General features: G+C 46.4%; 24 protein-coding genes, 1 pseudogene and 1 riboswitch. Of the genes and pseudogenes, 10 read left to right on the forward strand and 15 right to left on the reverse strand.

All coding sequences use genetic code 11. From position 1 onward, the window contains the following. Window positions 1-6: 6 nt before the first annotated feature. The 6 genes from AC0WRU_RS23575 to AC0WRU_RS23600 form a co-directional block, all read right to left on the reverse strand. On the reverse strand, window positions 7-1,185 hold the full coding sequence (locus AC0WRU_RS23575; protein ID WP_476126533.1) for an MFS transporter: 1,179 nt from the start codon (window positions 1,183-1,185) through the stop codon (window positions 7-9). A gap of 68 nt (window positions 1,186-1,253) precedes the next feature. Then, window positions 1,254-1,353: riboswitch (purine riboswitch) on the reverse strand. 56 nt (window positions 1,354-1,409) lie between these two features. After that, window positions 1,410-2,369, reverse strand: a complete 960-nt coding sequence (locus AC0WRU_RS23580) for an acetylxylan esterase (RefSeq protein WP_476126534.1) — start codon at window positions 2,367-2,369, stop codon at window positions 1,410-1,412. A 12-nt stretch (window positions 2,370-2,381) separates the two neighbouring features. After that, a complete protein-coding gene (locus tag AC0WRU_RS23585) occupies window positions 2,382-3,431 on the reverse strand; it encodes a glycoside hydrolase family 130 protein (RefSeq protein WP_476126535.1) in 1,050 nt (349 codons plus the stop codon). A 61-nt stretch (window positions 3,432-3,492) separates the two neighbouring features. Beyond that, window positions 3,493-4,326, reverse strand: coding sequence for a carbohydrate ABC transporter permease (locus AC0WRU_RS23590; RefSeq protein WP_025683917.1), 834 nt, complete (start codon window positions 4,324-4,326; stop codon window positions 3,493-3,495). A gap of 2 nt (window positions 4,327-4,328) precedes the next feature. Beyond that, window positions 4,329-5,213: a carbohydrate ABC transporter permease gene (locus AC0WRU_RS23595; RefSeq protein ID WP_476126536.1), complete on the reverse strand. Its 885-nt coding sequence runs from the start codon at window positions 5,211-5,213 to the stop codon at window positions 4,329-4,331. Window positions 5,214-5,280: 67 nt separating this feature from the next. Beyond that, window positions 5,281-6,603, reverse strand: coding sequence for an ABC transporter substrate-binding protein (locus AC0WRU_RS23600; protein WP_476126537.1), 1,323 nt, complete (start codon window positions 6,601-6,603; stop codon window positions 5,281-5,283). Between the two features lie 321 nt (window positions 6,604-6,924). On the opposite strand from AC0WRU_RS23600, the gene AC0WRU_RS23605 reads away from it, so the two are divergent. The 3 genes from AC0WRU_RS23605 (at window position 6,925) to AC0WRU_RS23615 (ending at window position 10,499) form a co-directional block, all read left to right on the forward strand. Further along, window positions 6,925-8,100 (forward strand): AGE family epimerase/isomerase, encoded by a 1,176-nt coding sequence (locus AC0WRU_RS23605; RefSeq protein WP_476126538.1) that lies wholly within the window; start codon window positions 6,925-6,927, stop codon window positions 8,098-8,100. Beyond that, window positions 8,097-9,284 carry a glycoside hydrolase family 130 protein gene (locus tag AC0WRU_RS23610; RefSeq protein WP_476128704.1) on the forward strand — a complete coding sequence of 396 codons (1,188 nt, stop codon included), beginning with the start codon at window positions 8,097-8,099 and terminating at the stop codon, window positions 9,282-9,284. The genes AC0WRU_RS23605 and AC0WRU_RS23610 overlap by 4 nt, the downstream gene beginning before the upstream one ends. A gap of 201 nt (window positions 9,285-9,485) precedes the next feature. After that, a complete protein-coding gene (locus AC0WRU_RS23615) occupies window positions 9,486-10,499 on the forward strand; it encodes a substrate-binding domain-containing protein (protein WP_476126539.1) in 1,014 nt (337 codons plus the stop codon). A 99-nt stretch (window positions 10,500-10,598) separates the two neighbouring features. Here AC0WRU_RS23615 and AC0WRU_RS23620 read toward each other — a convergent pair whose 3' ends face one another. The 3 genes and pseudogenes from AC0WRU_RS23620 to AC0WRU_RS23630 form a co-directional block, all read right to left on the reverse strand. Continuing rightward, on the reverse strand, window positions 10,599-10,811 hold the full coding sequence (locus AC0WRU_RS23620; protein WP_025683911.1) for a cold-shock protein: 213 nt from the start codon (window positions 10,809-10,811) through the stop codon (window positions 10,599-10,601). 106 nt (window positions 10,812-10,917) lie between these two features. Next, window positions 10,918-11,066, reverse strand: a pseudogene (locus AC0WRU_RS23625) (cold-shock protein). An 89-nt stretch (window positions 11,067-11,155) separates the two neighbouring features. Next, window positions 11,156-11,671: a DUF2179 domain-containing protein gene (locus AC0WRU_RS23630; protein ID WP_025683910.1), complete on the reverse strand. Its 516-nt coding sequence runs from the start codon at window positions 11,669-11,671 to the stop codon at window positions 11,156-11,158. Window positions 11,672-11,825: 154 nt separating this feature from the next. Between AC0WRU_RS23630 and AC0WRU_RS23635 the strand changes: the two genes are divergently transcribed. Both AC0WRU_RS23635 and AC0WRU_RS23640 read left to right on the forward strand, forming a co-directional pair. Further along, the gene (locus AC0WRU_RS23635; protein WP_068939077.1) at window positions 11,826-12,002 is read left to right on the forward strand and encodes a CsbD family protein; all 177 of its coding nucleotides are present in this window, start codon (window positions 11,826-11,828) and stop codon (window positions 12,000-12,002) included. Window positions 12,003-12,259: 257 nt separating this feature from the next. Next, on the forward strand, window positions 12,260-13,303 hold the full coding sequence (locus tag AC0WRU_RS23640; protein WP_476126540.1) for a stalk domain-containing protein: 1,044 nt from the start codon (window positions 12,260-12,262) through the stop codon (window positions 13,301-13,303). Between the two features lie 127 nt (window positions 13,304-13,430). Here AC0WRU_RS23640 and AC0WRU_RS23645 read toward each other — a convergent pair whose 3' ends face one another. From AC0WRU_RS23645 to AC0WRU_RS23665, 5 genes are all read right to left on the reverse strand, one after another. After that, entirely contained in the window at window positions 13,431-14,216 is a 786-nt protein-coding gene (locus tag AC0WRU_RS23645) for a copper amine oxidase N-terminal domain-containing protein (RefSeq protein WP_476126541.1), read from the reverse strand. 117 nt (window positions 14,217-14,333) lie between these two features. Then, window positions 14,334-15,362 carry a hypothetical protein gene (locus tag AC0WRU_RS23650; RefSeq protein WP_476126542.1) on the reverse strand — a complete coding sequence of 343 codons (1,029 nt, stop codon included), beginning with the start codon at window positions 15,360-15,362 and terminating at the stop codon, window positions 14,334-14,336. 221 nt (window positions 15,363-15,583) lie between these two features. Then, a complete protein-coding gene (locus AC0WRU_RS23655; protein WP_476126543.1) occupies window positions 15,584-16,765 on the reverse strand; it encodes an NAD(P)/FAD-dependent oxidoreductase in 1,182 nt (393 codons plus the stop codon). A 27-nt stretch (window positions 16,766-16,792) separates the two neighbouring features. Further along, window positions 16,793-17,224 (reverse strand): DUF1641 domain-containing protein, encoded by a 432-nt coding sequence (locus AC0WRU_RS23660; protein ID WP_137060749.1) that lies wholly within the window; start codon window positions 17,222-17,224, stop codon window positions 16,793-16,795. A 594-nt stretch (window positions 17,225-17,818) separates the two neighbouring features. Beyond that, window positions 17,819-18,634, reverse strand: a complete 816-nt coding sequence (locus tag AC0WRU_RS23665; RefSeq protein ID WP_476126544.1) for an HNH endonuclease — start codon at window positions 18,632-18,634, stop codon at window positions 17,819-17,821. 262 nt (window positions 18,635-18,896) lie between these two features. Between AC0WRU_RS23665 and AC0WRU_RS23670 the strand changes: the two genes are divergently transcribed. Further along, complete coding sequence (locus AC0WRU_RS23670; RefSeq protein ID WP_476126545.1) at window positions 18,897-20,390, forward strand: alpha-amylase; 1,494 nt, start codon at window positions 18,897-18,899, stop codon at window positions 20,388-20,390. Between the two features lie 60 nt (window positions 20,391-20,450). On the opposite strand, the gene gpmA is transcribed toward AC0WRU_RS23670, so the two are convergent. Further along, the gene (gene gpmA / locus AC0WRU_RS23675; protein WP_476126546.1) at window positions 20,451-21,200 is read right to left on the reverse strand and encodes a 2,3-diphosphoglycerate-dependent phosphoglycerate mutase; all 750 of its coding nucleotides are present in this window, start codon (window positions 21,198-21,200) and stop codon (window positions 20,451-20,453) included. A 133-nt stretch (window positions 21,201-21,333) separates the two neighbouring features. Here gpmA and AC0WRU_RS23680 point away from each other — a divergent pair, with 133 nt between their 5' ends. The 4 genes from AC0WRU_RS23680 (at window position 21,334) to AC0WRU_RS23695 (ending at window position 25,411) form a co-directional block, all read left to right on the forward strand. Then, window positions 21,334-21,654 carry a hypothetical protein gene (locus AC0WRU_RS23680; protein ID WP_476126547.1) on the forward strand — a complete coding sequence of 107 codons (321 nt, stop codon included), beginning with the start codon at window positions 21,334-21,336 and terminating at the stop codon, window positions 21,652-21,654. Between the two features lie 650 nt (window positions 21,655-22,304). Then, window positions 22,305-22,817: a hypothetical protein gene (locus AC0WRU_RS23685; protein ID WP_476126548.1), complete on the forward strand. Its 513-nt coding sequence runs from the start codon at window positions 22,305-22,307 to the stop codon at window positions 22,815-22,817. Window positions 22,818-23,009: 192 nt separating this feature from the next. Beyond that, window positions 23,010-23,525, forward strand: a complete 516-nt coding sequence (locus AC0WRU_RS23690) for a hypothetical protein (RefSeq protein ID WP_476126549.1) — start codon at window positions 23,010-23,012, stop codon at window positions 23,523-23,525. Window positions 23,526-24,838: 1,313 nt separating this feature from the next. Next, complete coding sequence (locus AC0WRU_RS23695) at window positions 24,839-25,411, forward strand: DinB family protein (RefSeq protein ID WP_452485767.1); 573 nt, start codon at window positions 24,839-24,841, stop codon at window positions 25,409-25,411. Window positions 25,412-26,051: the final 640 nt, after the last annotated feature.

Here is a 26,051-nt window from a genome sequence, read left to right on the forward strand (position 1 = left end):
CTCGCCTTATAAAAGAGGGCGATGCCCACTAACTGTTTGCGATGCTCCGCTTCTCGTAATCGAAAATACGCCGCATACAAAAGCGACAATAACAAAGGCACCGCCTACCCAGGCGTTCGTGGCAACCGATTCACTGTTCTCAATCACTGCACCGCCCAGGGCTGAGCCGAGGGCAATCCCGATCTGGAGAGCGGAGAAATTGAAGCTTTGCTGAATACTTCCTGATTCGGGGGCATTTTCGATGAGATAGCTCTGCATCGGCGGGGACAAGGCCCAGCTCAATATTCCCCAGATGATCAGCAACGGCGCAAATACATACATCGAGTGAACCGAGAATGGCAGCAAGAACATCACGGCGATAAATACGCCCACAATGATCAAAATACTTTTCGCTGTGCCAAAACGATCCGCCAAAGAGCCGCCAATAAAACCGCCCCCAACAGCCGAAAGTCCAAATATAAAATAGGCGACACTAATCCACGATGCGTTCAAGCCCATCATATTCTCCATAAATGGAGTGAAATACGCATACAGTGTGTAATGACCCGCCAATGTTAGCGTAGTCACCAGATGCGCACTAATCACCTTCACATTTTTCAAGGATTTCAGTTGCTCGCGCATCGGCACGACATGTTCCGTCGGAATCCGCTCCATAAACAAGTTCATGACGATCATAGCAACTACCGTCAACACGGCGATAATCAGGAACAGCACCCGCCAGCCAAACGCATTTCCAATCAGCACCCCGGCTGGAATACCAAGCACGATGGAAGAGCTAACCCCCATGGAGATCACGCCGAGAACCCGGGCCTGATAAGCCTTGGACACCACTTTGACGGCAATCGTCAGCGATAACGTCACAATCAATGATCCACTTGCGGCGGTAACGATACGGGATATAAACAAGACCGCATAATTCGGGCTCCAGAAGGCCAACAGGCTTCCCAGAATAAAAATAAACATCGACCACAAATACAGCCGTTTTCGTTCAATTCTGGCGGTCAGCGCCAATAAAGTCGGCCCGGCGATAGCATAGACAAGCGCGTAGATCATAATAAGCTGTCCCGCCGTGCTTACGGAGACATTCAAATCCTGCGCAATCTGGGGCAGGACGCCACCGATAATTAACTCCACCAGTCCCACCGTAAAGGTCGCAATCGTTAAGATAACTACTTTAAAGTTCATTACATAAGCTCCTTTGCTATCATGTAAATCCCTCGATATACGCAAAAAAATCCTGACCACAAGAAATGTACAAGACGCACATTTTTTGTAATCAGGATTTATCGGTTCCTGGTAGAGACCCTCAAACCATATTATTGAGGTTATACAAATGGGGCATTCATTGATCACGCATCACGAAGGTTATAGACATTACTATAAAGGAGCTTTTACCGAAGTTCAACCCCCTAAAGCTGTAAAAATTCGTTCATGGCGCGATCCGATAGATACGGTAAGTATTCATGGCCGTATTCGTGATACAGGAGAATTTCCTTGTCCGATACGATTTTATTGTACACCGCATACTGCGTGGAGGGTGGGCAAACCGTATCCGACAGCCCCGTCACAAATAGCACCCGACCACGAATACGATCTGCCAAATGTTGAATGTCGATGTAGCCTAATCTGTGAAATAACTCTTCCTCGCGCACATGATTCGGATCGAACCAGCGAAAATAATACACCAGCTCCTCATATGCGGATGTGGTGGCATCCAGCGCCCAGGCTCTTTTATAGTCCGACAGGAATGGATATACCGGAACGGCTACACGCACACGTGGCTCCAATGCAGCACAGGCAACCGTCAATGCTCCCCCTTGCGAGCAGCCGAATGCGCCGATTCGATCAGGGTCTACCTGCTCCATTGACATCAGAATACGCACCGTCTGCACCGTATCCAGAAATACATTACGGTAATAGAGCCGATCCGGGTCCGGATCGTCGATTCCCCGGATAATATGCCCGCGAATCGTCGTTCCCTGAACCTGCAAGTTGTCCTCAGACAAACCGCCTTGCCCCCGACAGTCCAGAGCCAGCACGGTAAATCCATGTGCCGCATAGCTCACTTTATCGAACCAGTCGCCACTGTCACAGGAATATCCGTGAAACATCGCCAAAGCCGGACCTTTTTCTGTAAAATGCTTGGGTCGGACGAGCTTTCCATGAACCTTCGCTCCGCCTACTCCTGTAAAATACAGATGAAAGCACTCCACCAGCGGAGAGACAAAATCGGCTGGCTCCAGCGTATAATCCAGCGGCTGCCGCTCCAGCTCCTGTAGCGCCCGTTCCCAGTACGCATCAAAATCCGGCGGCTTCGGACTACTGCCCGTATACGACTGCAATTGCTGTAAAGACATATCCTCCGGCATTCGAGTCCCCTCCTACATCCGGCCCGACTCATGGTCGTCTGCGACCACTTCATCCGTTGCGATGACATACTTCATCATGTCGGATACTGTCGTGTATGCGACACCTACATACGTATCGGCGGCTCCATAATAAATTGCAATCCGTCCGGTGTCCGCATCATGCAACGTAGCACATGGGAACACTACGTTTGGCACAAAGCCACGTTCCTCATACCACTCTTCCGGGGTCAGCACGAAATTGGAGGAACGATATTTAACTTTAGACGGCTCATCCCGGTCAAGAACAACTACTCCCATGCTGTATACCAGCCCATTACACGTGCCCGTCACCCCGTGGTAGAACATCAGCCAGCCATCGGTCGTCTCAATCGGAGCCGGCCCGCCGCCAATCTTCACTGATTGCCACCAGCCCTGTCCGCCCTTGCTCATCACGTGACGGTGCTTGCCCCAGTACACCAGATCCGGACTTTCACTGAGAAAAATATCACCAAACGGCGTATGACCGCTGTCGCTCGGACGGGATAGCAACACATAGTTTCCGTTTAGTTTGCGGGGGAATAGCACACCGTTTCGATTAAACGGCAGGAACGGATTTTCCAATCGTACAAAGTTTTTAAAATCCTTCGTTTGAGCTATCCCCAACGCCGCACCGTAAAAATCTGTACACCAGATGATATAATACGTGTCCTCCACTCGGACCAGACGCGGATCGTAAGCATAATTGGGCTGGTAATCGTTCCCTTCCTCATCGACCAAATGCAAACGTTCCGTTTCAATGTCCCAAGCCAACCCGTCGTCACTCCAGCCTAGATGCAAATGCGGGCGTCCATTAATCGTTTCCGCCCGAAACACCCCCACAAACCGCCCCTCATACGGAGCTACTGCACTGTTGAAAATACGGGCAATGCCCGGCACCGGATTCCGTCCAATGACTGGATTCTCACTATGTCTCCATACCGGAGCCTCACTGCCTTCAGGCTTATCCTGCCACGGCATTTCCGGCAGACTGTCTCCCACAATTCGTACGTTACCTGCATCCAAATCCACATTCAATTTACTCATACATATACTCTCCTCTCACCGAGACACTTGATTTTATCGATTTTTCGATTTCACCGTTATTCTATTTCACTGAACCCTGTGCAAATCCGTTATAGATATATTTTTGTAATGCCAAAAATGCAATTAACGTCGGAATAATAGCAATGATTATACCCGCGCTGATGACTTCCCATTGCGAGCCATACGGCCCTTTAAACTTGAACAACGCCGTCGAAATGACCTGAAGGCTTGTTTTGGGCATATACAGGAACGGGGTGTAAAAATCGTTGTAAATATTAACGCCCTTGATAATGATGACCGTCACAATGGCGGGCTTGAGCAGGGGCAAGATAATGCGCCAGTAGATCGTCAGATAGGAGGCCCCATCCAGCATGGCCGATTCGTCCAGTGCCACCGCGATGGAATCCAGAAATTGCAGAAAAATATATACCGCAATAATATCCGTGCCCAAATATAGCAAAATAGCAGCCCAAGGCGTGTTAAACAGCTCCAGCTTATTGATAATCTGGAACGTCGATACCTGTGTCGTTACCCCCGGAATGAGGGTGGCTAGCAGGAACGCCCCGAGCATAAGGCTTTTGCCTTTAAATTTAAAGCGATTCAAAATATACGCGATCATAGAGCCGGTCAGCGTCGCTCCGATGATCGAAATGGTCAGAATAAAGGCCGTGTTCATGAATCCGGTCAGCATGTTGCCGTTCACAAAGGCTTTGGCATAGTTGGCCCAATTGAACCAATTGTCCGGGGGAGTCAGAGGACTGGTAGCCGCATATTCAGTCTTTGTCTTCAAGGAAGCGAATAAAATAACGACAATCGGCAGCAACGCGACGAATGCACCCAGCAACAGTGCGGCATACTTGATGCTGTTCGCCAGCATTCTCTTCAGCATATACATGATTAGTCCTCCTCCCCCCGAATTAGCAGACGTTGAAGCAGCGTAACCACAACTACGATCAGCAGCAAAATAACCGCCATCGCAGAAGCCAGACCAACCTTACTGTATTTGAACGCCACATCAATCGTTTGGATGACGAACGTTTTACTGCCATTGGAGCCGCCAGTCATAATATACGGAATATCGAATGCACTGATCGCACCGCTAATCGCCAAGATGAGATTCAGCTGCAAAATCCGCTTGATACTCGGCAAAATAATGTACCGAAACTGATGCCAGCGGTTGGCCCCGTCCATATCAGACGCTTCATACAGATCACTTGATATGGAGGAAATCGCACCGAGAAACACAATAAAGTTAAAGCCCATGTATCTCCAAATCGACGTGCCAGCCAGCGAAATATTGATAATCTCCGGATTGCCCAGCCACAGCTTGATATACGAACCCAGCCCCAGTGACTGAAGTAGTGTATCTAGTGTGCCGTCCGGTTTGAAGAAAAACAGAAAAATAAAACCAATCGCCACCCCATTCATCAGGGAAGGGAAAAATAAAATGCCTTTAAACACATTTTTAAACCAGGTTTGAAAGCTGAGAATGGTTGCAAAATAAAGGGCCAGGCCCATCTGTACAAACGTGGCGACAAAGTAATACAAACTGACCTTAAACACCGAGAAGTACTCAGGGTCGGTAAAGATTTTGATATAGTTTTCAAAGCCCACATATTCCAGACGCTTACTATAGCCGTTCCAGTCCGAAAAGCTGTATTTGAACATGTTGATCACTGGCAAGTACGCAAAAGTGATCAGCAGCGCCAGCGGAATAAATGAAAAGGCTGCAATAATCGCCAATCTTTGTTTGGAGTAGCTGAGATTCGAAAATTTAAACATGCTGCACCTCCTGGCTATCCGTCCATCGACTGCTACTTCGATCCTTTCTAATCGTCAGTTCAGATGACTATTTGGCTTCCTTCGCAGCCACTTCGGCACGCGCCTTCACCCATGCGTCGTTCAGATCCTTCATAATGGTGTCATATGATTCCGAGCGGTTACCAAGCGCTGCCTCAATAATGCGTTTCTTGAAGTCCGGCTGCCACAAACCGATTTCTCCCTTTGTGTCGATTTTATTGACAATCCCTTCCTGCCCTTTTGGCGAAGGAGTGAGCGTTTCAAAGACAACTCCCTGATCTCCGTATTGCTTCAAAATTTCAGGTAATTTTGCACCCTGTAGCGGACTGATGCTACCCGCCTGCTCTACAGCATAGTTGGACTTCTCGGTGAACCAGTCCACCCAGGCACGGGCCGCTGCTTTATTTTCACTATTTACGTTAATGCCGAGGTTGTAATCACCTGCCAACGGAACAAGCACCTTGGAGGCATTTGTCGGAAACGGCATAAACCCGATATCATCCTTATTGGTAGCTGTGCTTTTGATCTGATCAATGGCCCAGGAGCCAAGTACCATCGTACCGATTTTCCCTTGAGCCAAATCCGCCTTGGAGGTCTCCCAATCCGTGGTGGTTGGGTCTTTTTCGATCAGACCATTTTTAGCCGCATCGTACATGATCTTATACAGCTCATAGTGAGGCTGACCCTTCGTAAAATTGTCGTCTGTATTCGGCTGAGTGACATTCACATATTCCTTCGTACCCGCCACTGTAGCCAAATCAGCTTCCCACTGGGTGAGTGCCCATCCAGAGGCGTAGTTCGTAAACAGTGGTACCGCCTTGGTTTTGTCCTTAATCTGCTGTAGCGCTTTCAGAAATTGATCCGGGGTTTTGGGAAGCTGCGTGATTCCCGCGTCCTTGAACACTTTTTTGTTATAAATCACACCGGAGTACGTCATCGCTACCGGAATACCGTAGACCTTGTTGTCCACCATACGTTCTTCAATACCGGTATACTTGCTTTTCATCTCTTCATAAGTGCCCAGTGGTTCGAAAAATTCGGGTAGTTCTGCAATGGGAATACTGGTAGGAATAAGCAAAACATCTCCGTAATCCCGGGTCCCCATCCGAATTTTAATTTGGCTCTCATAATCGGCTAATGCCTGAAAATTGACCTTCACGTTCGGATAAAGCTTGTTAAATTCCTTGGCGTAGTCCTGAAACACCGTATCCACAATGTCTGTCCGTTGTGTAATGACCGTGATTTCACCCTCCACATCCTTCGGATCAGAGCTGGCTGCTGGCGTATCTGATCCTTTTGGGGCACACCCTGCAAACAACCCCGCTAACAATAGCACCGATAGTAACGGCACCAAAACCTTGGACAACTTCATAAAACGACCCCTCCTGTTTTTAAAATAAGGTTATCGTTAAACTAACAAAGTCATTTTATTATGATAACGCTTACTATGTCAATTTTATTATTTTGTGAATATATAAGCGGAGCTATAAAAATTCCATAATGTCAATATAAGTCGGATGTTGCTTCCCACCCAGAGTAATAACTACAGCAGCATAGCTGCCCTGAAACATAACCATTAGCTCTGGGGTAACGGTTATGTTTCAGGAGAGTTGACAGCTTTGAAATACGTGATTATGATTTTAAATAAAGTCAACGGTAACCTAATATAATTCACAAAGGAGGGTCTTGCCTCTTGGACACGTTGCTACATGAGATCAGACAGGAATGGAAGGATCATATACTCCCGTTCTGGCTAAGGTTGAAGGATGAAGCGCACGGTGGATTTTATGGTGCGGTGGATGTCGATCTGCACATCCATACAAAGGCGAACAAGGGTGGGATTGCTACTGCACGATTACTCTGGTCATTCTCGGCGGCAGCCCGTGTGACCGGGGAACGCATCTATAAGGATGCCGCACGACACGCTTTCCTGTTCCTGCAAGAGCACCTGATAGACCCGGTATATGGAGGAATGTACTGGATGGCAGATCATACGGGCCGTCCTGCCGACACATGCAAGCACGTCTATGCACAGGCATTCGCCATTTATGCCTTGTCCGAATATGCGCGGGCAACGGACGACCCTGATGCACTGCCACTAGCTAAGGAGCTGTTTCACCTGCTGGAGCAAAAAGGATATGATCGCACCCGCCAGGCATACGGTGAACAATTTGACCGGATGTGGAACACGCAGCCTAATGAGCTGCTCAGCGAAAACGGAGTAACCGCGCATATCACCATGAATACACATATTCATGTTCTGGAAGCGTATACCCAACTGCTTCGTGTATGGCCGGATGAAAGCGTGCGAGATGCACTGGTGAATGTATTGGACATTTTATACAGTCGTGTTTACGATGCTTCCGCCCGGCGGTTGGGAGTATTTTTCGACAGTGACTGGCGCTCTCTCCTCGACCTGACCTCGTATGGTCACGACATTGAAGCCAGTTGGCTGATTGAGGAAGCTATGAACGTACTGGGTCACCATCCCCCGGAATATGTGGACATGGTGGTGGATATCGCCCATGCGGTAGCCGAGCGTGCTGTTCAGCCAGATGGTTCACTGATCAACGAACGGGAAGGCGATCGGGTAGACACCTCGCGCATATGGTGGGTACAGGCAGAAGGAATCGTCGGCTTTTACAATGCGTATCAACGAACACAGGACGAACGTTTTTTACAGATTGTACGGGATTTGTGGGCCTACACCCGGCAGTATATCGTAGATCCACGACCTGGAGGTGAATGGTTCTGGTCCGTTCAAGCGGATGGCAAACCTGATCCAAAAGAAGTTGCAGGACCTTGGAAATGCCCTTATCACAACAGCCGATTTTGCATCGAAATGCTGGAAAGGACGGGAACGAAATGATTCATACCCAGTACAATAAGCTGCTTGCGCAGCAAGAGGAACTGATTACACGCCCGAATGAGGTCAACACCACCTTTTACAATGGCATCTACGAACGCTACCGTTACCCTGTACTCACACGTCATCACGTCCCGCTGCACTGGCGGTTTGATTTGAACGAGCAGACGAACCCGTTTTTCATGGAGCGTCTGGGCGTGAATGCAGCGCTAAACCCTGGCGCAATCTATCATGAGGGCAAATATATACTGGTTTCGCGCACCGAGGGGCTGGATCGGAAATCGTTTTTTGCCCTGGCCGAGAGCGATAACGGTATTGACCAATTCCGATTCATAGACGCACCACTAGTATGGGATGATATCGACCCGGAAGAAACGAACATGTACGATATGCGACTGGTGAAGCATGAAGACGGCTGGATTTACGGCATTTATTGCTCGGAAAAAAAGGACCCTGACGCGCCATCCCACGACACTTCCAGTGCTGTCGCTCAGGCCGGACTGGTCCGCACTCGCGATCTTCGCACATGGACCCGGCTGCCCAACATCACTACCCAGTCCCCGCAGCAGCGCAACGTTGTCCTGCATCCCGAATTTGTGAACGGTCAATATGCCTTCTACACTCGTCCGCAGGACGGGTTTATTTCCACTGGCTCGGGCGGGGGCATCGCCTTCGGCCTGTGCGAAGACATTACAAAGCCCATGATTGAGAGCGAAACGGTCATTGACGAGCGCTGCTATCATACGGTGTATGAAGCCAAGAACGGGCAAGGCCCCGCACCGATCAAAACCAGCCGGGGCTGGATTCATATCGCTCATGGAGTGCGCAATACTGCCGCCGGGCTGCGCTATGTCCTGTACACCTTTGCCACCAGTCTGGAAGACCCTTCACTCGTCATCGCCAAGCCTGGCGGGCATTTTCTCGCCCCTTATGATGAGGAACGCGTCGGTGACGTCTCGAACGTGATTTTTTGCAATGGGGCAGTCATCAACGAACTAGATGAAGTCTTTATTTACTATGCCTCCAGCGACACCCGTATCCACGTGGCAACAACCAGCCTGGCCAGACTGGAGGATTACACGTTCAATACGCCGCCTGACCCACTGCGGTCGCTCGGCAGCGCAACTGTCCGCCGCGAGCTGATTCAGCGCAACGAGGCATTGCTACAAGCGTACTCCCGCCCTTAGCAGCAAATGCATGACGCAAGCTTTATCCAGCTTGCGGAACGATGTATACTATCCTGAGAACAACTGTTACCCGCAGGCTAATTGTTGTTCTCAGGGCAGCTATGCTGCAAGTGTTGTTATCTTTGGGGACAGCCATGCTGCAAACGTTTTTTATCTTTCAGCGCAGCTATATCTTTTTAAAATTGGAAGGCGGAACAGGAAATGAAGAGCAACGTAACGATGCGGGATATTGCGGATAAGCTGGGAGTCAGCAGCGTGACCGTGTCGAAGGCGCTCAATGACAAGGATGGGGTTAGCGATGAGCTAAAAGAGCGCATCAAGACGCTCGCGGGCGAAATGGGCTACCGTTTCAATACCGTTGCCAAGTCCATGAAGGAGGGTCTCACCTATAACATTGGTGTCGTCATCCCCGAGCGTTTTACCGGCCCCGGCCAATCGTTCTATCTGCACATCTACCAGCATATTTCACGGGCACTGGAGCAGTATGGCTACTACGGTATCCTTCACATCCTCCATCGGGAGGACGAAGAACAGCTTAATCTGCCACGCATCTATTACGATCGCAAGGTGGACGGCTTCATTCTCCTGGGCCAAGTGAGCAAGCCTTATATCGAGCTGGTTCAATCCATGGATCTGCCCAAAATATTTCTGGATTTTTATGATGAGCATGCCGATATCGACTCGGTGGTTACGGATAATTTTTATGGGGCCTACGAGCTGACCAACTATTTGATCGCCCAGGGACACCGGGACATTGCATATGTGGGTAATCTCTACTCCACCAGCAGTATTCAGGATCGTTTTCTCGGCTACTATAAATCCCTGCTGGAGCATAGGTTGCCCCTTCGTAACGAGTGGGTGCTCAGCGACCGGGACGACGAAGGTACTTATGTAGAAATGGAGCTGCCTCAGCCGCTACCAACTGCCTTCGTATGTAACTGCGATCAGGTCGCGCACAATCTGGTGCACAAGCTGACGTCTCTGGGATACCGCGTGCCAGAGGACTGCTCTGTAGTCGGCTTCGACAATGATGTATATGCCACCCTTATTGCCCCCCAACTGACCACGGTCGGAGTGGACATTGAACAGATGGCACGCACAGCTATTGATTCCATGATGAAAAAAATCAGCCACCCCGGCAGCCGCTTCGGCCGGGTCCTTGTGCAAGGCCATATTGTGTATCGTGACTCCGTGCAGCGTATCGAGAGACCATAATCGAAGACCACTCCACAACCAAAAGCCGCTCAGCATGTCGCTGGAGCGGCTTTTGACGTTTATAGATTCTACACACGTGGTCAACGTACTCGCCTTTACTCAGGAGCGTTGGGCCACAAAAGAGTTGCCCGTTCGATTGAGAATCGGGAGCATCCGCGTTTCCTGTCCCATGGAGGCTTGGCAGAGCGGACAAACCGGCTCGCTCAAAAAGGTGAAATCCGTTCGCATCCAGCCGTTGCAATCCTCGCTGGTACACGACCAAATCGCCGTATCTTCCTCTGGGATAATCTCTGGAGCCTGGCGTCTGTACATCTACATTCCCCCCTCGGTTTTATGGGGTAATCCCCTACATTAGAAGGGAGCTCCGTCCAACGAAGCGACAAAGAGGCTCCTCTGATCCAGCTCGTCCTGACCCGTTTTAGCTGGTCTTGGTGACATGTTCTGCCTGCGGCCCACGCTGGCTTTTCACCACGTTAAATTCGACATGCTGCCTTCGTCCGGCGTCTTGAAGCCTTCGCCGTCGATTGCGCTGTAGTGGACAAAAATAACCTGGTCCTCTGTCTCGATAAAGCCGGAGCCTTTATCTGTTAGATCCCTCCTGTGCGGGTATTAATATGCTCCATCCTCTGAAAAATATGCGTATTTTTCCAAAATATTTATTTGCGGATCGCCTTGGTCCAGAAGCCGCCATGAAACTGCTTGGGCTCCACTGTAATAACAAAGGCTTTGGGATCAATATCCAGAATGGATTGGTACAGCTTGTTCTGATTTTTCCGCTTAGCCAAAATTTCCATCACCAGCCGATCTCCATCTCGCCCGCTGCCCAGCCAGGCTGTAACACCGTACCCTTTGTCACGCAGCGCATTAGCGATACCTCCGTTGACCTCATTGCTGATCACCTTGACGGTTACGTAGCCGAGCGCTATTTTTTCCTCAATCCATGCTCCAATGAGAATACCAAGCGCATAGCCGATGGCATAAACCGCGAGACTTGCCACCTGGTCCAAATACTTAAGCACCATGTTCAGGCCCAGCACATAGATCGTAACTTCTACAGTGCTTATGAGCGCAGCAACGTACTTCTGTCCTTTCAGCGTCAAAATCATACGCAGTGTATACGCAGACACGTAAATAATTTGAATAACGAAAATAAATAACAAAATTTTAAGCATACGCCCACTCCCCATTTCACGTTCTGATTTGGCCTGTATCCATCATTATACCCTTGTACCACATACAGCTTTTCGTTTCGCATCACCCTCGCTCGGGTAATGACTAACTACAGCATACTGAATGAATGTTCGATCACATAAGGAGGGCTACAACATGAAGGATAACGGAATTAGCGATAAAATCAAAGGTAATGTTAATAAAGCCAAAGGTGAAATCAAGGATCAGATCGGAAATGCTACAGATAACAAGTCCCTTCAAGCCGAAGGTAAACTGGATAAGGCCAAAGGCCATCTTCAGGAAACAGCAGGCAAGCTGAAGGACGGCAAATAATTCCGAGCTTTGGATATGAGCCTTGACGCACTATTTTCCCATCAAGCCTCGCTGTCTTGTGCAGCGGGCTTGTTTTGTTTGACGGCTTTTCGAAAAACATTTATGAAAACAGGGCAACTTTTACTGTTGTTGTTGCGTCTAACCAATATAAGCACATCTGCTAATATCCCTCCAAACGTGTTGGATTTTGTAGGCATTAATGTTACTCTAGTTTATGAACCAGGCTATAATTCTTAAATAAAGGGGTAGACCAACGAATGAAATCATTTAAATCTATGAAAAAACCCGTCATCATCACTGCCGTATCCGCCTTGGCCATATCCGGGGCTCTTTTCAGCCAATCCACATATGCCGCACAAGTGACTAAGCCGATCCAAGCAGTTTATAACAATATCAAAATCATCTACAACGGAACTGAGGTTCCTTATGATGCTAAAACCGAACCATTTACGCTGGATGGCGTGACTTATCTCCCGCTTCGTCTGGCAGGTACAGCTTTGGATAAAAAAGTAGATTGGGACGGTACCAACAAACGCGTAGTCATTGCTGACAAAGGCGTTCCAATTGATCAATCTACAGTTACAGCATTGAACAACCAGATTACGACGCTGACTCAGGAGCTCAACACAGCAAAAGCAGCGAACACGACGAAAGACGCTACCATCGCTCAATTGCAAAAAGACAATCAAGCGCTGAAAGATACAGCCAGCAAAAGTAGCACGGATACATTAAAGGATCTTCAAAAGGAACTGAACGATGATCACAGCGATGACTACGATACTAATTCGGATATTGAGCTCAGTGGCAACAAAAACGATATTACAGTGACCATCGAAATGACGAAATCCAGATGGGAAGGTTTATCGAGCAGCAAACAAAGAACCTATCTGGAAGATATCGTTGAAGATATTTTGAAAGAGTACAAAGATGCCGAGGTAGAGGGTACGGTTAAGAACTCTAGTAATAGAGATAAATTAGCAACCTTTACAACCAATAGCAGAGGCGATGTTACGATTAAAAAAATAGGTACATCTTTCGACGCAAGCAGTATCCAACGTGATTTATTCAACAGATACAGCAGCTACGCCGGATACGGCTTTGATTTCAGCGTAAGAGGCGACAGCAGTAAAGCTAACGTGGATGTGTATGTAAATCCGGATGATTGGAACAAAATGTCAAATTTACAAAGAAGCAACCTGACAGATGGCATTATTGATTTTCTTAAAGACGAAGAGTCCATTGATAGAGTCGATGGAACTATACGCAATAAAGGGAACAGCAGTCAAATCATTACCTTCTAAGATTATGACTTGTTTATATTATACTAATCAAAATATTCATATAAAGAGAGACCGGATCATTATGGATCCGGTCTCTCTTTATTATATACCGTGAGGTTAAGTTATACAGTATAATTTACTCTTCGCTCTAATCAACAAGTCGTCCCGCTGCAATAATATATTGCACCTTTTCACCCATATTCCCGAAATCGCGTTTTAACGTCAGCTTCCCTTTTCCTGTACATTGAATTTTGCTTCCTGGTATAGATTTAGAGTAAGGATCCATAGTAAATGTTTTCCCATACATTATTAAAGGGCGGATGTCCACTTGTTTCTCGGAAAATTTCAAGCTTTCATCATAGTTTGCGTGAATTATTAGCTTTCCTACACCATTCCATTCATAACTGTGTAGGTCAAAGGCTTCCTTATTCGTTACCTCCGCAAGATCTTGCCCCAAAAAGCTAAGAAGCACCTGACTTTTATTAAAACTATCATGTTCCAACTTCAGTAAGCCCCGTTCTGAGTCCCATTGCATCTTGGCATCCGTATCCTTGACCAACACTGAAATAGGGAGAAACATAGCATTCTCTTTCATAACAGGTACGGTATCCATTGTTACAGGCTCATTATTGATAAAAATATCTCTTGATCCAATGGTAAATATTACGCTGCGCCCTAATAAATTTACCGTTGCTGTTTTATTCATGGCATTGTATGCTACCTTACCTCCCAGTAAATCTTTTACTGCTTTGAGTGGGATCAGTATTCTGCCTTTCTGGTCCAAAAAAGGTGGTGCAGGTTGAGTATAAAGGATGTAAAAATTGTTTACTTTAAAATGAATAGGGATTTCTTGAGATTTAGCATTTGCGTCCCCTATTATTGGATTTAAACACAATAAAGTAATTAGACAACATATTAAAAAATTAGTTTTCATACTGTTCTCCTATAAACTTTATAACGTAGTTACCATCCATAAATATGTGCTAATCATCTATTTTGGTTTTGAATCCAACTAGCCATCTTAGTGTCGGGATCATAGTACTTAATATAATTAAGTAGGCCAAGCAATAGTTCCATACCATTTTTCCCCGTCCCACAATGAATATTCAGGGTAATTTCCCCAAGAATAGTAATAATCTGAGTTCACCTTGGAAACTAGTAAATTATAAAAATCCCCACTTATCGCTCCATAAATATTGTTCCCATCAAAGTTATTTTTCGCTATTGAAAAAACTCTTTTGAGAGACAACGAAGGAAAATCAGATTCATTAAAAAAAGTCATCATAACGACAATTTTCTCGGAGCCAACTATTAGATAGGAATCGGCAGAATTAGGGTCAATGTAGAATTTCATAGGTCTGATTTCTGCTCCTTCTGACCATGTTCCGTAAGAATATTCAAACCGATTACTGTTTCTAACATAGCCCTGCCAAACTTTCCGACCAGTCTGGTAAGAAAATCCTCCTTCAACTCCCCGTCCTTTTGTTGAGTCGAATCCGAAGTAGAACCATGGCTGCTCTCCATCTCCCAAGCGATGAACATAAGGTAGCCAAAAATTTCCTGAAACACCATCGAATCCGTCAAATTTTAATTGAACCCTTGAGAAAGTTCCCGTTGTCCCTCCACTTACTTGTGATGGAGTGGGATTATATTTACTTGATATAGAAACATCATGTTTGTTGCTTGATTCACTCAAAGAGCTTGTTTCCATATAAGTAGCATCCGTTACACTATCCTCTTTTGGTTCAACTTTATCCGCCATGCCTACATAACCTTTTTCTGAGCTGTATACTTCTCCATCAAGCGTAAGATATATGTATTCCGATTTGTTAAGCTTCTCCAGATTTTGTTTTAGATCACTATTATTCTTACCCTTTAGTGATGTGCTATCCGCTGTATTCAGTAGATCAGCAATAGATGCTTTCGGGTTAACGGCGATCTTATGTTCTTGAAGCTCATGGACTATGGCCCGCTGTTTGAGATTTTCAAAAAATGAAGCATCGTACGTACTAGATTTCGATTCCGCATAGGCGAGACTTCCCGAGAGTGTGGAGCACATGAGAATGGTTGCCAACCCCATGCCTAAAAACTTTTTTTCCTAAACATACACAAACCTCCTAGTTATTTTTCAAAACTAGCATACCTCCACGAATATATCGCGTCAACCATAATTTACAACATATGACTAAAAAATGAACATGACATTTTACATATACTGGTTTATAATGGGTTTAACTACAAAACAAAAAGAGAACGCAGAACTGCGCTCTCTTCGATAAAGCATATAAAAGTAAGAAAATATTAATAGGCCAATGCAAAAAGCCCTTTAATGTGGGACAGGTAACGGATGTTACTGCCTTCTTTCATCAAAGTAGCTACAGCACCTTTCAGTTGGGTGCCATTCGCGCCTACAGTACCGATCGCGTCTGTTCTGCCCAAGCTGCCCAGCGTACCGGAGAATACAGGTGTGAATTGTTCCATTTTTACTCCATTAAAGTAAGCAAAAAGGTTGTAACCCACCGTCTCGCCCATTTGCCAAGCCAACTGTGCAGTTGGAGGGTATGGACGCTCGCCTTCACCAGGGAACACCACTGCGCTGTCACCAGCGAGGAAGATGTCTTCATGGGAAGTCGATTGCAGTGCACCGTTCACGGTTGCGCGGCCACGGTTCACTTCGATACCGGATGCGCCAACCAATGCGTTGCCTTGTACGCCACCTGTCCAGATCAGGGTGTTCGTTTGGATCGAACGTCCGTCTTTGAGCAGCACTTCGTCGGCTTTCATTTCCGTAATTGGTACACCGGCTACGATTTGAACGCCACGTTTTTCAAGGCTTGTTACTGCACGATCAACCAGTGCTTGAGGGAAGCCTGCCAAAATAGATGGTCCAGCTTCTACGCAATACAGGTTAATATCTTCGTAGTTAATGCCTTTTTCACGACAAACCGCAGGCAGCTTGTCAGCATATTCGCCCACCAGCTCGACACCAGTCAGACCGCCACCACCGATAACGATTGTAGCGTCCGCTTTGTTGCCGGATTGCTTGTAAGCATCCAGACGAGCTTCTACGTGTGCGCGAATGCGGTTTGCTTCTGCCACTGATTTCAGTGTGAAGCTGTGTTCTTGCAGACCCGGAATACCGAAGTAAGCCGTTTCGCTGCCCAGGGAAATAACGAGAGCGTCATAGCTCAACGTAGCGCCACTGGCCAGAGTTACTTTTTTATCGTCCGGTTTGATTTCGGAAACAGTATCCACTTTCAGGATAATTTCTTTGTTACGCAGCAGTTTTTCCAAAGGAAGTGCAACAGCTTTTTCGGCAATTGTACCTGCCGCCAAACGGTGCAGTTCCGTAATAATTTGGTGCGACGCAAAGCGGTTTACCACTGTAATGGTTGCTTGGCTAGCGTCCAGATGCTGGCGTGCTGTCAGAGCGGTCAGCAAGCCGCCGTATCCGCCGCCCAAGATCAAAATTTGCTTCGACATGTCCATCCTCCGTTCTCGTTCAGGTAATTATTTGCTCTCGCGTTGGCGCTCATTCAGAATATCCAGGAAAGCCTGGCTGAAACGCAGCGTTTTTTGTACATTTGGATCTTTAAGCATTTTGAGCAAGCCAAACAGACCTACACTGCCGTCTGTAGTTTGTACGCGGTCTCCTGCTTCTATAGCAGCAGAGGCCAAGCCTTTAGCCGAATCTGTAACAGGCTTCACAAACTCTCCCATGGAGCTTTTCATATCGCCGATAAATACAGGGTCGGTTGCCAAACTACGGGCTACATCATAAGCGTCGGTCATCAAAGTAACCATCTCAGTCAACTTGGGCAGATTCTCAACCAGCACGGTCAGCGATTGCTGAACCTCCGGTTTCATCAATTGGTCCAATACATCCCGAGACTCTTTGGTAGCTTCTTGTGTTACGGCCACCTCTTGTTGGTTTTCAGACATGCGTGAACGTCCTCCTTTACTGTGAAAATAGAAGTCCATTCCTTTCTCGTAACCTGTATCCATAAACTCTAGCAATAAAACGTTCAATGAATTCACGCCCTTAAACATGTAAGAAGCACAGCTAAAACCAAGCCTATACCCTAAAGGGCAAGACTGATCATCGCAGATGCCAATTGTATATTGCTCGGACGGTATTCTGTTGTTGTTACTGCTACGGAATATCCCACGAAGCGCTCCTTCGTGACTATAACAGGCCGAAACGGAACCCTATACCTCTATATTACACTGTTTACAACACAAACGTCGAAAAAATTTTAAATTTGCACAAATTTCCGCAAAATTTTATTTGTTATTTTAGATAAAAATTAGAATAAACTTAGATTTTGTCCAATTTTCCGCAAAAAAGGGTCATTTCATAGCATGAAAGGGTAACAGAGGGAGTGAATTTCATATCGCGATCACATGAAAATCACCACAAAATATGTATACGAGGCACGCCAACACATTAAGGCCAATCCTGATACATTCGTCATTGATGTGCAGGACTCCAACGACGCGGGCGCTTGCGGTCTGATTCGCGGGAGCGCCCTGCGTTTATAAGGAGTCCTCAGGAGACTCTACATCATGAGAAGACGGCAACGGCACACCGGATTCGATGAATTCATCGACATCGCGGGCCGCCTTGAATTGATTGCATTCGTTGCAAGCACATACACAATTGACGGGCGTTGTGTGTCCTCCTTTGGCACGGGGAAGCAAATGATCAATGGTATCGCCGTAACCCCCGCAGAAAAAGCAGGTATAGCGATCACGCTTGAGCACATATTGACGGAATTCCTTATTGCTGTAGAGTCTGCGAATGGTATACGGATTAACAACCACTGCCATGCGCTCTCTGACCAGGGTAACCGCCAGATCAAATTCAATCTCCTGATGCCAACGTCTCCCCTGATCGGTTTTGCCCCTTAACCGAATCATGCCGTTACGGTTGAGCCGCAGAACCTTGGTATCCGCAGGCTTCAGTCTGCTGAGCAAATGTCGAACACGCTGCCGATGACGCTCACGGGCTTTATCCGTGACTGGCTTCCTGCGGGGCGGCTGAGGCTGCGCATCAGGCTGTGCTGACGGCTCCATGCCTTGCACGGTTGCCTCGTCCCCAGCGCCATGCGATGCCAGGGAAGCCGTGAGGGGCTGTGTCCCCTCGCCGGAAGGAGCGGACGCGGACGCAGACGCACGTTCCTGCGCCGCTAACCCCCGGCAGGAACGGCAAGGGCCACGCCGGGAATATGGACCTGCCCGGCGACCGGTTCTGCGCTGAAACTCCGTTAGCGGCTTCAGCTCCTGACAATACGTACATTTTTTCATCAGCGGTCCGCTTGCTTCATCCTTGTTCTGCTGCGGTTCTGTCACGTCCACCCCTCCTTCCGTCTTTTGCTCGCGCTTCACGGTTTACCCGAAACTCGAACTATGGTTAAGTTAAATTCATTCTACCGTTTTCACGTTCTCTTTTCTAGCCAATCGAATATATACGCCTTCAAGGTATAACAAATTTTAATGATTTGGCATACGTTATACAGCGATGCCTGTTCTTCGTTTAGCACCATATTAACCGTCTGACGTTTAGCCCCCCTCACTTGGTGGGTAACTTGTTATATATGGAGGAGGGACGCACATGAAAAGGAACCATACGATGATGCAATTTTTCGAGTGGAATGTCGAAGCAGACGGTTCTCACTGGAAGAAGCTTGCCCGCCTAGCACCGGAACTGAAGGCTAAAGGAATTGACGCGATATGGATTCCACCTGTCACCAAGGGCCAATCGCCCGAGGATACGGGATACGGCGTCTATGACCTTTACGATCTGGGTGAGTTTAATCAAAAGGGTGCGGTACGCACCAAATACGGAACCAGGGAAGACCTTTTGGAGGCTGTTGCCGCCTGTGTTCGCCACGGTGTGACCGTCTATGTCGATCTGGTCATGAACCATAAGGCCGGTGCGGATGAAACCGAAGTGTTCAAGGTCGTCGAGGTTAACCCGGATAACCGCAATGAGGTCATTTCAGAGCCCTTCGATATCGCAGGGTGGACTAAATTTACATTTCCCGGCCGTCAGGGTCAGTATTCCACATTCCAATGGAATTTTGAACATTTTAACGGAACCGATTATGATGCAAGTCGGGACCGGACAGGAATTTATCGTATTTTAGGCAAAAATAAAAGCTGGAGCGAGCATGTAGATGATGAATTCGGCAATTATGATTATTTAATGTTTGCCAATATTGACTATAATCATCAGGATGTACGCAGGGAAATGATTCGCTGGGGCAAATGGCTGGTGGACACTCTGCAATGCAACGGATTTCGTCTGGATGCAATCAAGCATATCAATCATGAATTTGTACGGGAGTTCGCGACGGAAATGATCAAAAAGCGTGGACAGGATTTTTATATGGTAGGCGAGTTTTGGAAGCCGGATCTGGAATCATGCCAAAAGTTCCTGGATACCATCGATTATAAAATCGACCTGTTTGACGTATCCCTCCACTATAAACTACATAGCGCTTCCTTGAGTGGCAAGGATTTCGATCTAAGCACCATTTTCGAGGATACGCTAGTTCATACTCACCCCCTGAACTCGGTTACTTTTGTCGATAATCATGATTCCCAGCCCCATGAAGCGCTCGAATCCTGGGTGGAGGACTGGTTCAAGCCCAGCGCCTATGCGCTCATTCTGCTGCGCAAGGATGGTTACCCCTGCGTGTTCTACGGCGATTACTACGGCATCCAGGGGCAAACACCCGTGAAAGGCAAGCAGGCAGCGTTAGATCCGCTCCTGTATGCCCGATACCATAAAGCCTATGGAGAGCAAAAGGATTATTTTGATGATCCCCATACAATTGGATGGGTGCGTCAGGGCGTTCCTGAATTGGAAGGCTCCGGCTGCGCTGTAGTGGTCACCAATGCAGACAACGGAGAAAAGCGTATGTTCGTAGGGAAACAGCGCGCAGGAGAGCAATGGACTGATTTGACAGGACATCACAACCACATTATAACGATCGGGCAGGACGGCTACGGCTTATTTCCGGTTCGCGCTGGCAGCGTATCGGTATGGGCGCTTCCCACTGGCAATGACAGCCCGGAAGCCGAAGACAACCTGGGAGCTTAACTTTGCCCAACACCAAGAGGACAGGATGCGAAAGAGCGTCCTGTCCTCTTGGGTATCATCTTACTCCGTCACCTTGCTTTGGTTGGCCACAGCCTGCTTTTTCGCCTCCACATGACTCGGATCACCCAGATAAAAGCGTCGGATAGGGTCTATATGATCGTCCAGCTCATACACCAGCGGAATGCCTGTCGGAATATTTAGATCCAGCAATGCGGTCTCGTCCAGATTCTCCATATACTTGATCAAGGCGCGCAAAGTATTGCCATGCGCGGAAATAATGACCCGTTCCTTTTTTTGCACCAAGGGCACAATCCGCTGCTTCCAAAACTCACCGACCCGATGCACGGTATCCTCCAAACTTTCCCCAAGCGGCAGCTCTTCCGGCTTAATGTTACGGTATCGTTCCTCCCTGTGAGGACTGCGTTCATCCTGTTCATCCAGCATGGGAGGCCGCACCGTCAGGCTGCGTCGCCAGATATGAACCTGTTCCTCGCCGTATTGGACAGCAGAATCCAGCTTGCTCAGCCCTTGCAGCGCACCGTAATGGCGTTCATTCAGCTTCCATGACTTTTGTACGGGTATCCACAAATGATCCAGCTCGTCCAAAATGTGATACAGCGTACGAATGGATCGTTTCAGCACCGAAGCGAACGCCAGATCAAACGTATACCCTGCCTCCTTGAGAATACGGCCCGCCTCTATGGCTTCATGGGTTCCCTGCTCGGTCAGGTCCACATCCGTCCAGCCTGTAAACAGGTTTTGGCGGTTATACACGCTTTCTCCATGCCTCACCAGCACCACTTGATACATAGGCCCCACTCCTTTACTTACTGTCGTTATGTTTTACCTCAGGCCTGTTGATTAACTAAAAATAGGATAAAAAGAGCCGCCTTTTCGGGTAATAGAAAGTACCAACCAACCATTCCAAAAAGAGGCAACCCTCATGAATCAGTATACCTTATTTCAGAACTTGCTACCATCTATCTTTAGCGAATCCAAAGTGAAAGCCGCAGCTGAGGAACAAGGCTATGAAGATACAGCCCGCAAATTCACAGTGTTTCAACTCCTGCGGTATTGGACTCAAGCCGCCTTGGAGCCGTGGAAAGGCTGTCGCTCCGGCGTGGACCAAGCGTCGTTAAGCGGTTTGCCGACGGTTCATTACTCTACCTTCTCCGGGAAAGCCGCCAAAGTGCCTTTTGCTGTACGGGATATGGATACGCTAGAGTGTTTGTGTCAAACGACGGGACTGCCCCAATTAATATAACAGTAACTCAGGGAACAGCTAGTGGTCCAGTTAAGATGAGCGGAAAAGTACAGCCGGGTAAAACATTTGATGGAATTAATGGAATTGCTTAGTCTATTGGTAATTTCTATCTTAACCTTACTTCACCCGGAGGTATTATGAAGGGCGGCCTTTTTATATTAAGGAGGGTTTGCCCATGTTCCACGATCAGCAAACGGGAAAAAAGAAGGTATCCAAAGAAGGGCGCTGTATCCATTGTGACAAGCCATCCACGCATGTTTCATTGGGCATCCGATTCTGTACTGAATGTGTCCAAGCCATGAAAAAGGTGAGGACATGGGTAACAACCTGGTCGGACCCCTTGCGCGGTTCAATTCCGCAGCGTGCCTCATTAGGATATTGGAATTATTGCCCATAGTTTTGTTGAAAAATTAGATTTTTAAACTTATAATGTAAGAGAAGACAACAAAATTCAATATTCAGCTATTAATAGTGTGGCTGTATTTTGAACGTTCTTTATTAGTCATATGACAAGATTGGAACTTATACATAATGGAGTTGATTAATAAAGACCATTCTTGTCTTGGAAAGAAGGGGTCACTTTATTAACTCTTTAAGGGTAAGATCAGTTCAGGTAAAAACAAATTTTAATGAGAGAGAAGGCTATGAATATGAAAAACATTAAAAAAGTGTCTTTATTATCTGTCTTGTCTTTAGCTGTTGCAATACCATTAACTGCTTCTGCGGCAGCTACGACCGATGTTGCACCAGCTACAACTGACTCAGCAGCAGTTTCCCAATCTGCAAACACATCGACTGATGTGTTTGCGCCAAAAGTGGGGGATCACGTCATTACTCCTCAGGCCACTGATCCTGTGCTTGATGTACGACTTAGGGGTACAGAAATGTCAAAGCCTTTCACCATTCGTGCAGGGTATGGATACGTTAAAGTATGGGTACGCAATAATGGCAGTCAAAAAATTAAGTTAACAGTAACTCAAGGCTCAGGTGCAGGCACGGTTAAGCTTAGTGGAACTATATATCCCGGTGAAGATTGGTCTTCTCCTATTAACTCAAGTGCTTGGTCTACCGGTGATTTTTATGTTAACCTTACAAGTGGTAGTGCTGATATGTCGGGTCAATTGTCAGTTCGTACAGGTACTACAAGAGGCGAATTGGAATAATAATATCAAAACCGCTTATGAGTGGTTATCAGGTCGGCCAATGTGCCGGCCTTTTTATATTAAGGAGGGGTTGCCCATGTTCCACGATCAGCAAACGGGAAAAAGAAGGTATCCAAAGAAGGGGTCACTTTATTAACTCTTTAAGGGTAAGATCAGTTTAGGTAAAAACAAATTTTAATGAGAGAAAAGGCTATGAATATGAAAAACATTAAAAAAGTGTCTTTATTATCGGTCTTGTCTTTAGCTCTTGCAATTCCATTAACTGCTTCTGTAGCAGCTACGACCGATGTTGCATCGGCTACAACTGACTCAGCAGCAGTCTCCCAATCTGCAAACACATCGACTGATGTGACTACACCAACAGCAGGGGGTCATGTTATCACTCCTCAATCCACACAGCCTGCGTTTGACATTACATTGGGTGGTCAACAATCAGAAGCGTCTTTTAAGATCCCAGCGGGAATGGGTTACGTTAAAATATGGGTGAAGAATACAGGCAGTGAGAATATTAAATTCGCTTTACACAAAGGATCAGCTAGTGGTTCGGTTGTAAAAGAAGCAACGATACGTCCTGATGGTGTCCCTTTTGAGTGGGTAAGCCCTTCAGCTTGGCCTACGGGAGAATTTTATGCTACTTATAGCACAAGTAATACTAAAATGTCAGGTCAAGCTTATGGTAAATTAGGCTCGTCAAGAAGTGAATTGTAATTTAAGGATACAAGTGTTGTAAACTGATTTAGTATTGAATTGTATGCCCGCCCCTGCTGCATAGTTTTATGTTATGTAGTAAGGGGCATTTATTGAAGTAAGGGTAACTTTAAAAAAGTGTGCAATTCAAAGAATGTGCCTTGCCAGCTACTTCATTTGAAGATATTTTCTTAAGTGACCGTTTGACGGGTTTTAAATAAGCGCCTGTGTTCATTTGGTGCACATAAAGTATATAAAGCGTAATATAAAAGCCGGATATCGGTATTTTCATGCTGATAACCGTAATACATAGGCAGATAAGTCGCTCAATGATGAGTAGCTTTTTTATTGCCTTTTGAAAGGTTGAATAGGTTTTGAAGAAGAAGCAGCTCATACGCAGCCATGAGGTCATTCACTTCCTCCAAGGTCAATTTATTGTTCTGTCTACTCTCTCTTATCTATCCAATGATATATCCATCGGCGACCATAGCCTTTTTCTGAGTCTGTTCCATCAGATATCACATTTTGCAGCTAACAAATTCTACTCTTCCCATACACTCACGACCATTCAATTAATTATCCCTTGTTATTAAATTGGATGACGCTCCTTCGTATTCTCTCTTCGGACAATAAAGTTGTGTACCAAAATCCAATATTTGTGTTTTATCAAGATTATAAAAATATGTACGTTAAAATCTTTAACTTTACTAATATTGCCTTACCATATTACCGCTCTATATTTAAACCAAAGCAGCCGTCCCCTGATTTTAACATAAGACTGATGATACTTGTTCAACGCTCTTGTTTTCAATAAAGAGCGTACTTTTTTTATGTTTCATTAATACTTAGAACACAACTTCATATACGTAAACAACAAGCTGAATATATGATAATTCAACGATCATTTTCATAATTAGTGAGAACTCATTGACTCGAAGTTATTCGGTCCACCCTAATTTTTCAAATTTTATGAGAATATACGCAACTCTAAAAATGCGTATTTATACAATCAATAAGAAGTTGTTCTACTTCTTCATTGTCAATTGTTAGCGAATAATAATGTTTTAGACTAAACAATAAAGAACTAGACTGAGATAATAAAGTTATAGACTGGCGACGCGTGGCCCGCATGCGCAGCTGCAGCTTGCTCTCCCGGCTCTTCCGGAATGAAGTCCAGCTTTGCGATCGGCGCGCTAGCGACGGCGGACGGTGTAATTAGAAAATATAGCCTTAGACTGGAAAATAAAGTATAAATGATATAAACTACGAATATGCTTTTTTCTTGAGCCCTCTCATATGATGAGAGTAATTCAGTATTCGAGGAGATGATCTTGATGAACAAGAACATAGGGATTAAGGATATTTTGGTAAGGTTCGACGAGATTTCGAAGCATTATGTTCGGGAGCTGGATAAGTATAGTCTGGCGGAACTGTGTCGCAAGCCAAGCGAGAACGAATGGTCGCTTGGGCAAATGTACCTGCATCTGCCCCATTCCACGCTGAACTTGCAGCTCCGTCTTGCGGAGCAGTGCATGGCGCTCGGTGGCGGCAGCGAGGAGGGCGGCGGGAAGACGGAGGCCGGCCATGCCGTGTTTGAGCAAGGGAGCTTCCCACCGGTTCGCATTCAGGTACCGGCCGACTTGCAATATACGCCTCCTCAGCCAGAGAGCAAGGAGCAGCTTGTCGCCAAGCTGGAGGAAGCAATGCGCCGCATGCATGAGATTGGGGCGTCGCTGCAGAACATAGACCCAGAGCGGCTGCAGCGAAAGGCGACTCATCCGGCCGTAGCCTTCGGCGCGTTAAACGCGGTCGAATGGTTCACGATGGTGGAGATGCATTACCGTCATCATCTTCTTCAAAAGGAGCGGCTGGACGCTTTCTTACAAACTGCAGAGTTATTAGGCTAACAGGACACGATAGTTGAATGTTGACCACAACAGCGGCCAGTCTAGAATTTTATTTTCGCGTCCTTATCTGCCGCTGTTGCATTTGTCGGATCAGTCTAAAACATATTTCTCAAAAGCTGACGACCTTTGAAATGGACAATCGCGTAAAATCAGCAACTCCAGTCTACAACTTTATTTTCTTCGAACATCAATTATGATAATTTTTCTCGTTCAACCTGTAAATTTTCTCACTAATTATGACACTATCTTCGATCAATAAAGTTGTGTACTAGCGAGTCAACTACAAATATTTTTTTAATAAAATTCTAAAAATATGTACGTTAAATCCTTATAAATATGTTCTCCTGTCTTTAATTTTTCTAATATTTCTTTACCATAATATCGCTCTCTATTATTTAAACCAAAGCAGCCGTCCTGATTTTAACAAAGCCTGATGACACTTGTTCATCAGGCTTTTGATTTTACTAAAAGTGATTCTTTTATTATGTTTCATTAATATTTAGTACACAACTTTATTGTCTATTTCTCGATTAGTACACAACTTTATTGTTTAGTACATAACTTTATTGTCTGTAGACATATTCCTCCAATTAAAGCTCAAAACGACCGATGCACTGGTCGCCTGTCCCGCCTCTCAAAT

The organism is Paenibacillus sp. 1-8 (assembly GCF_056316205.1).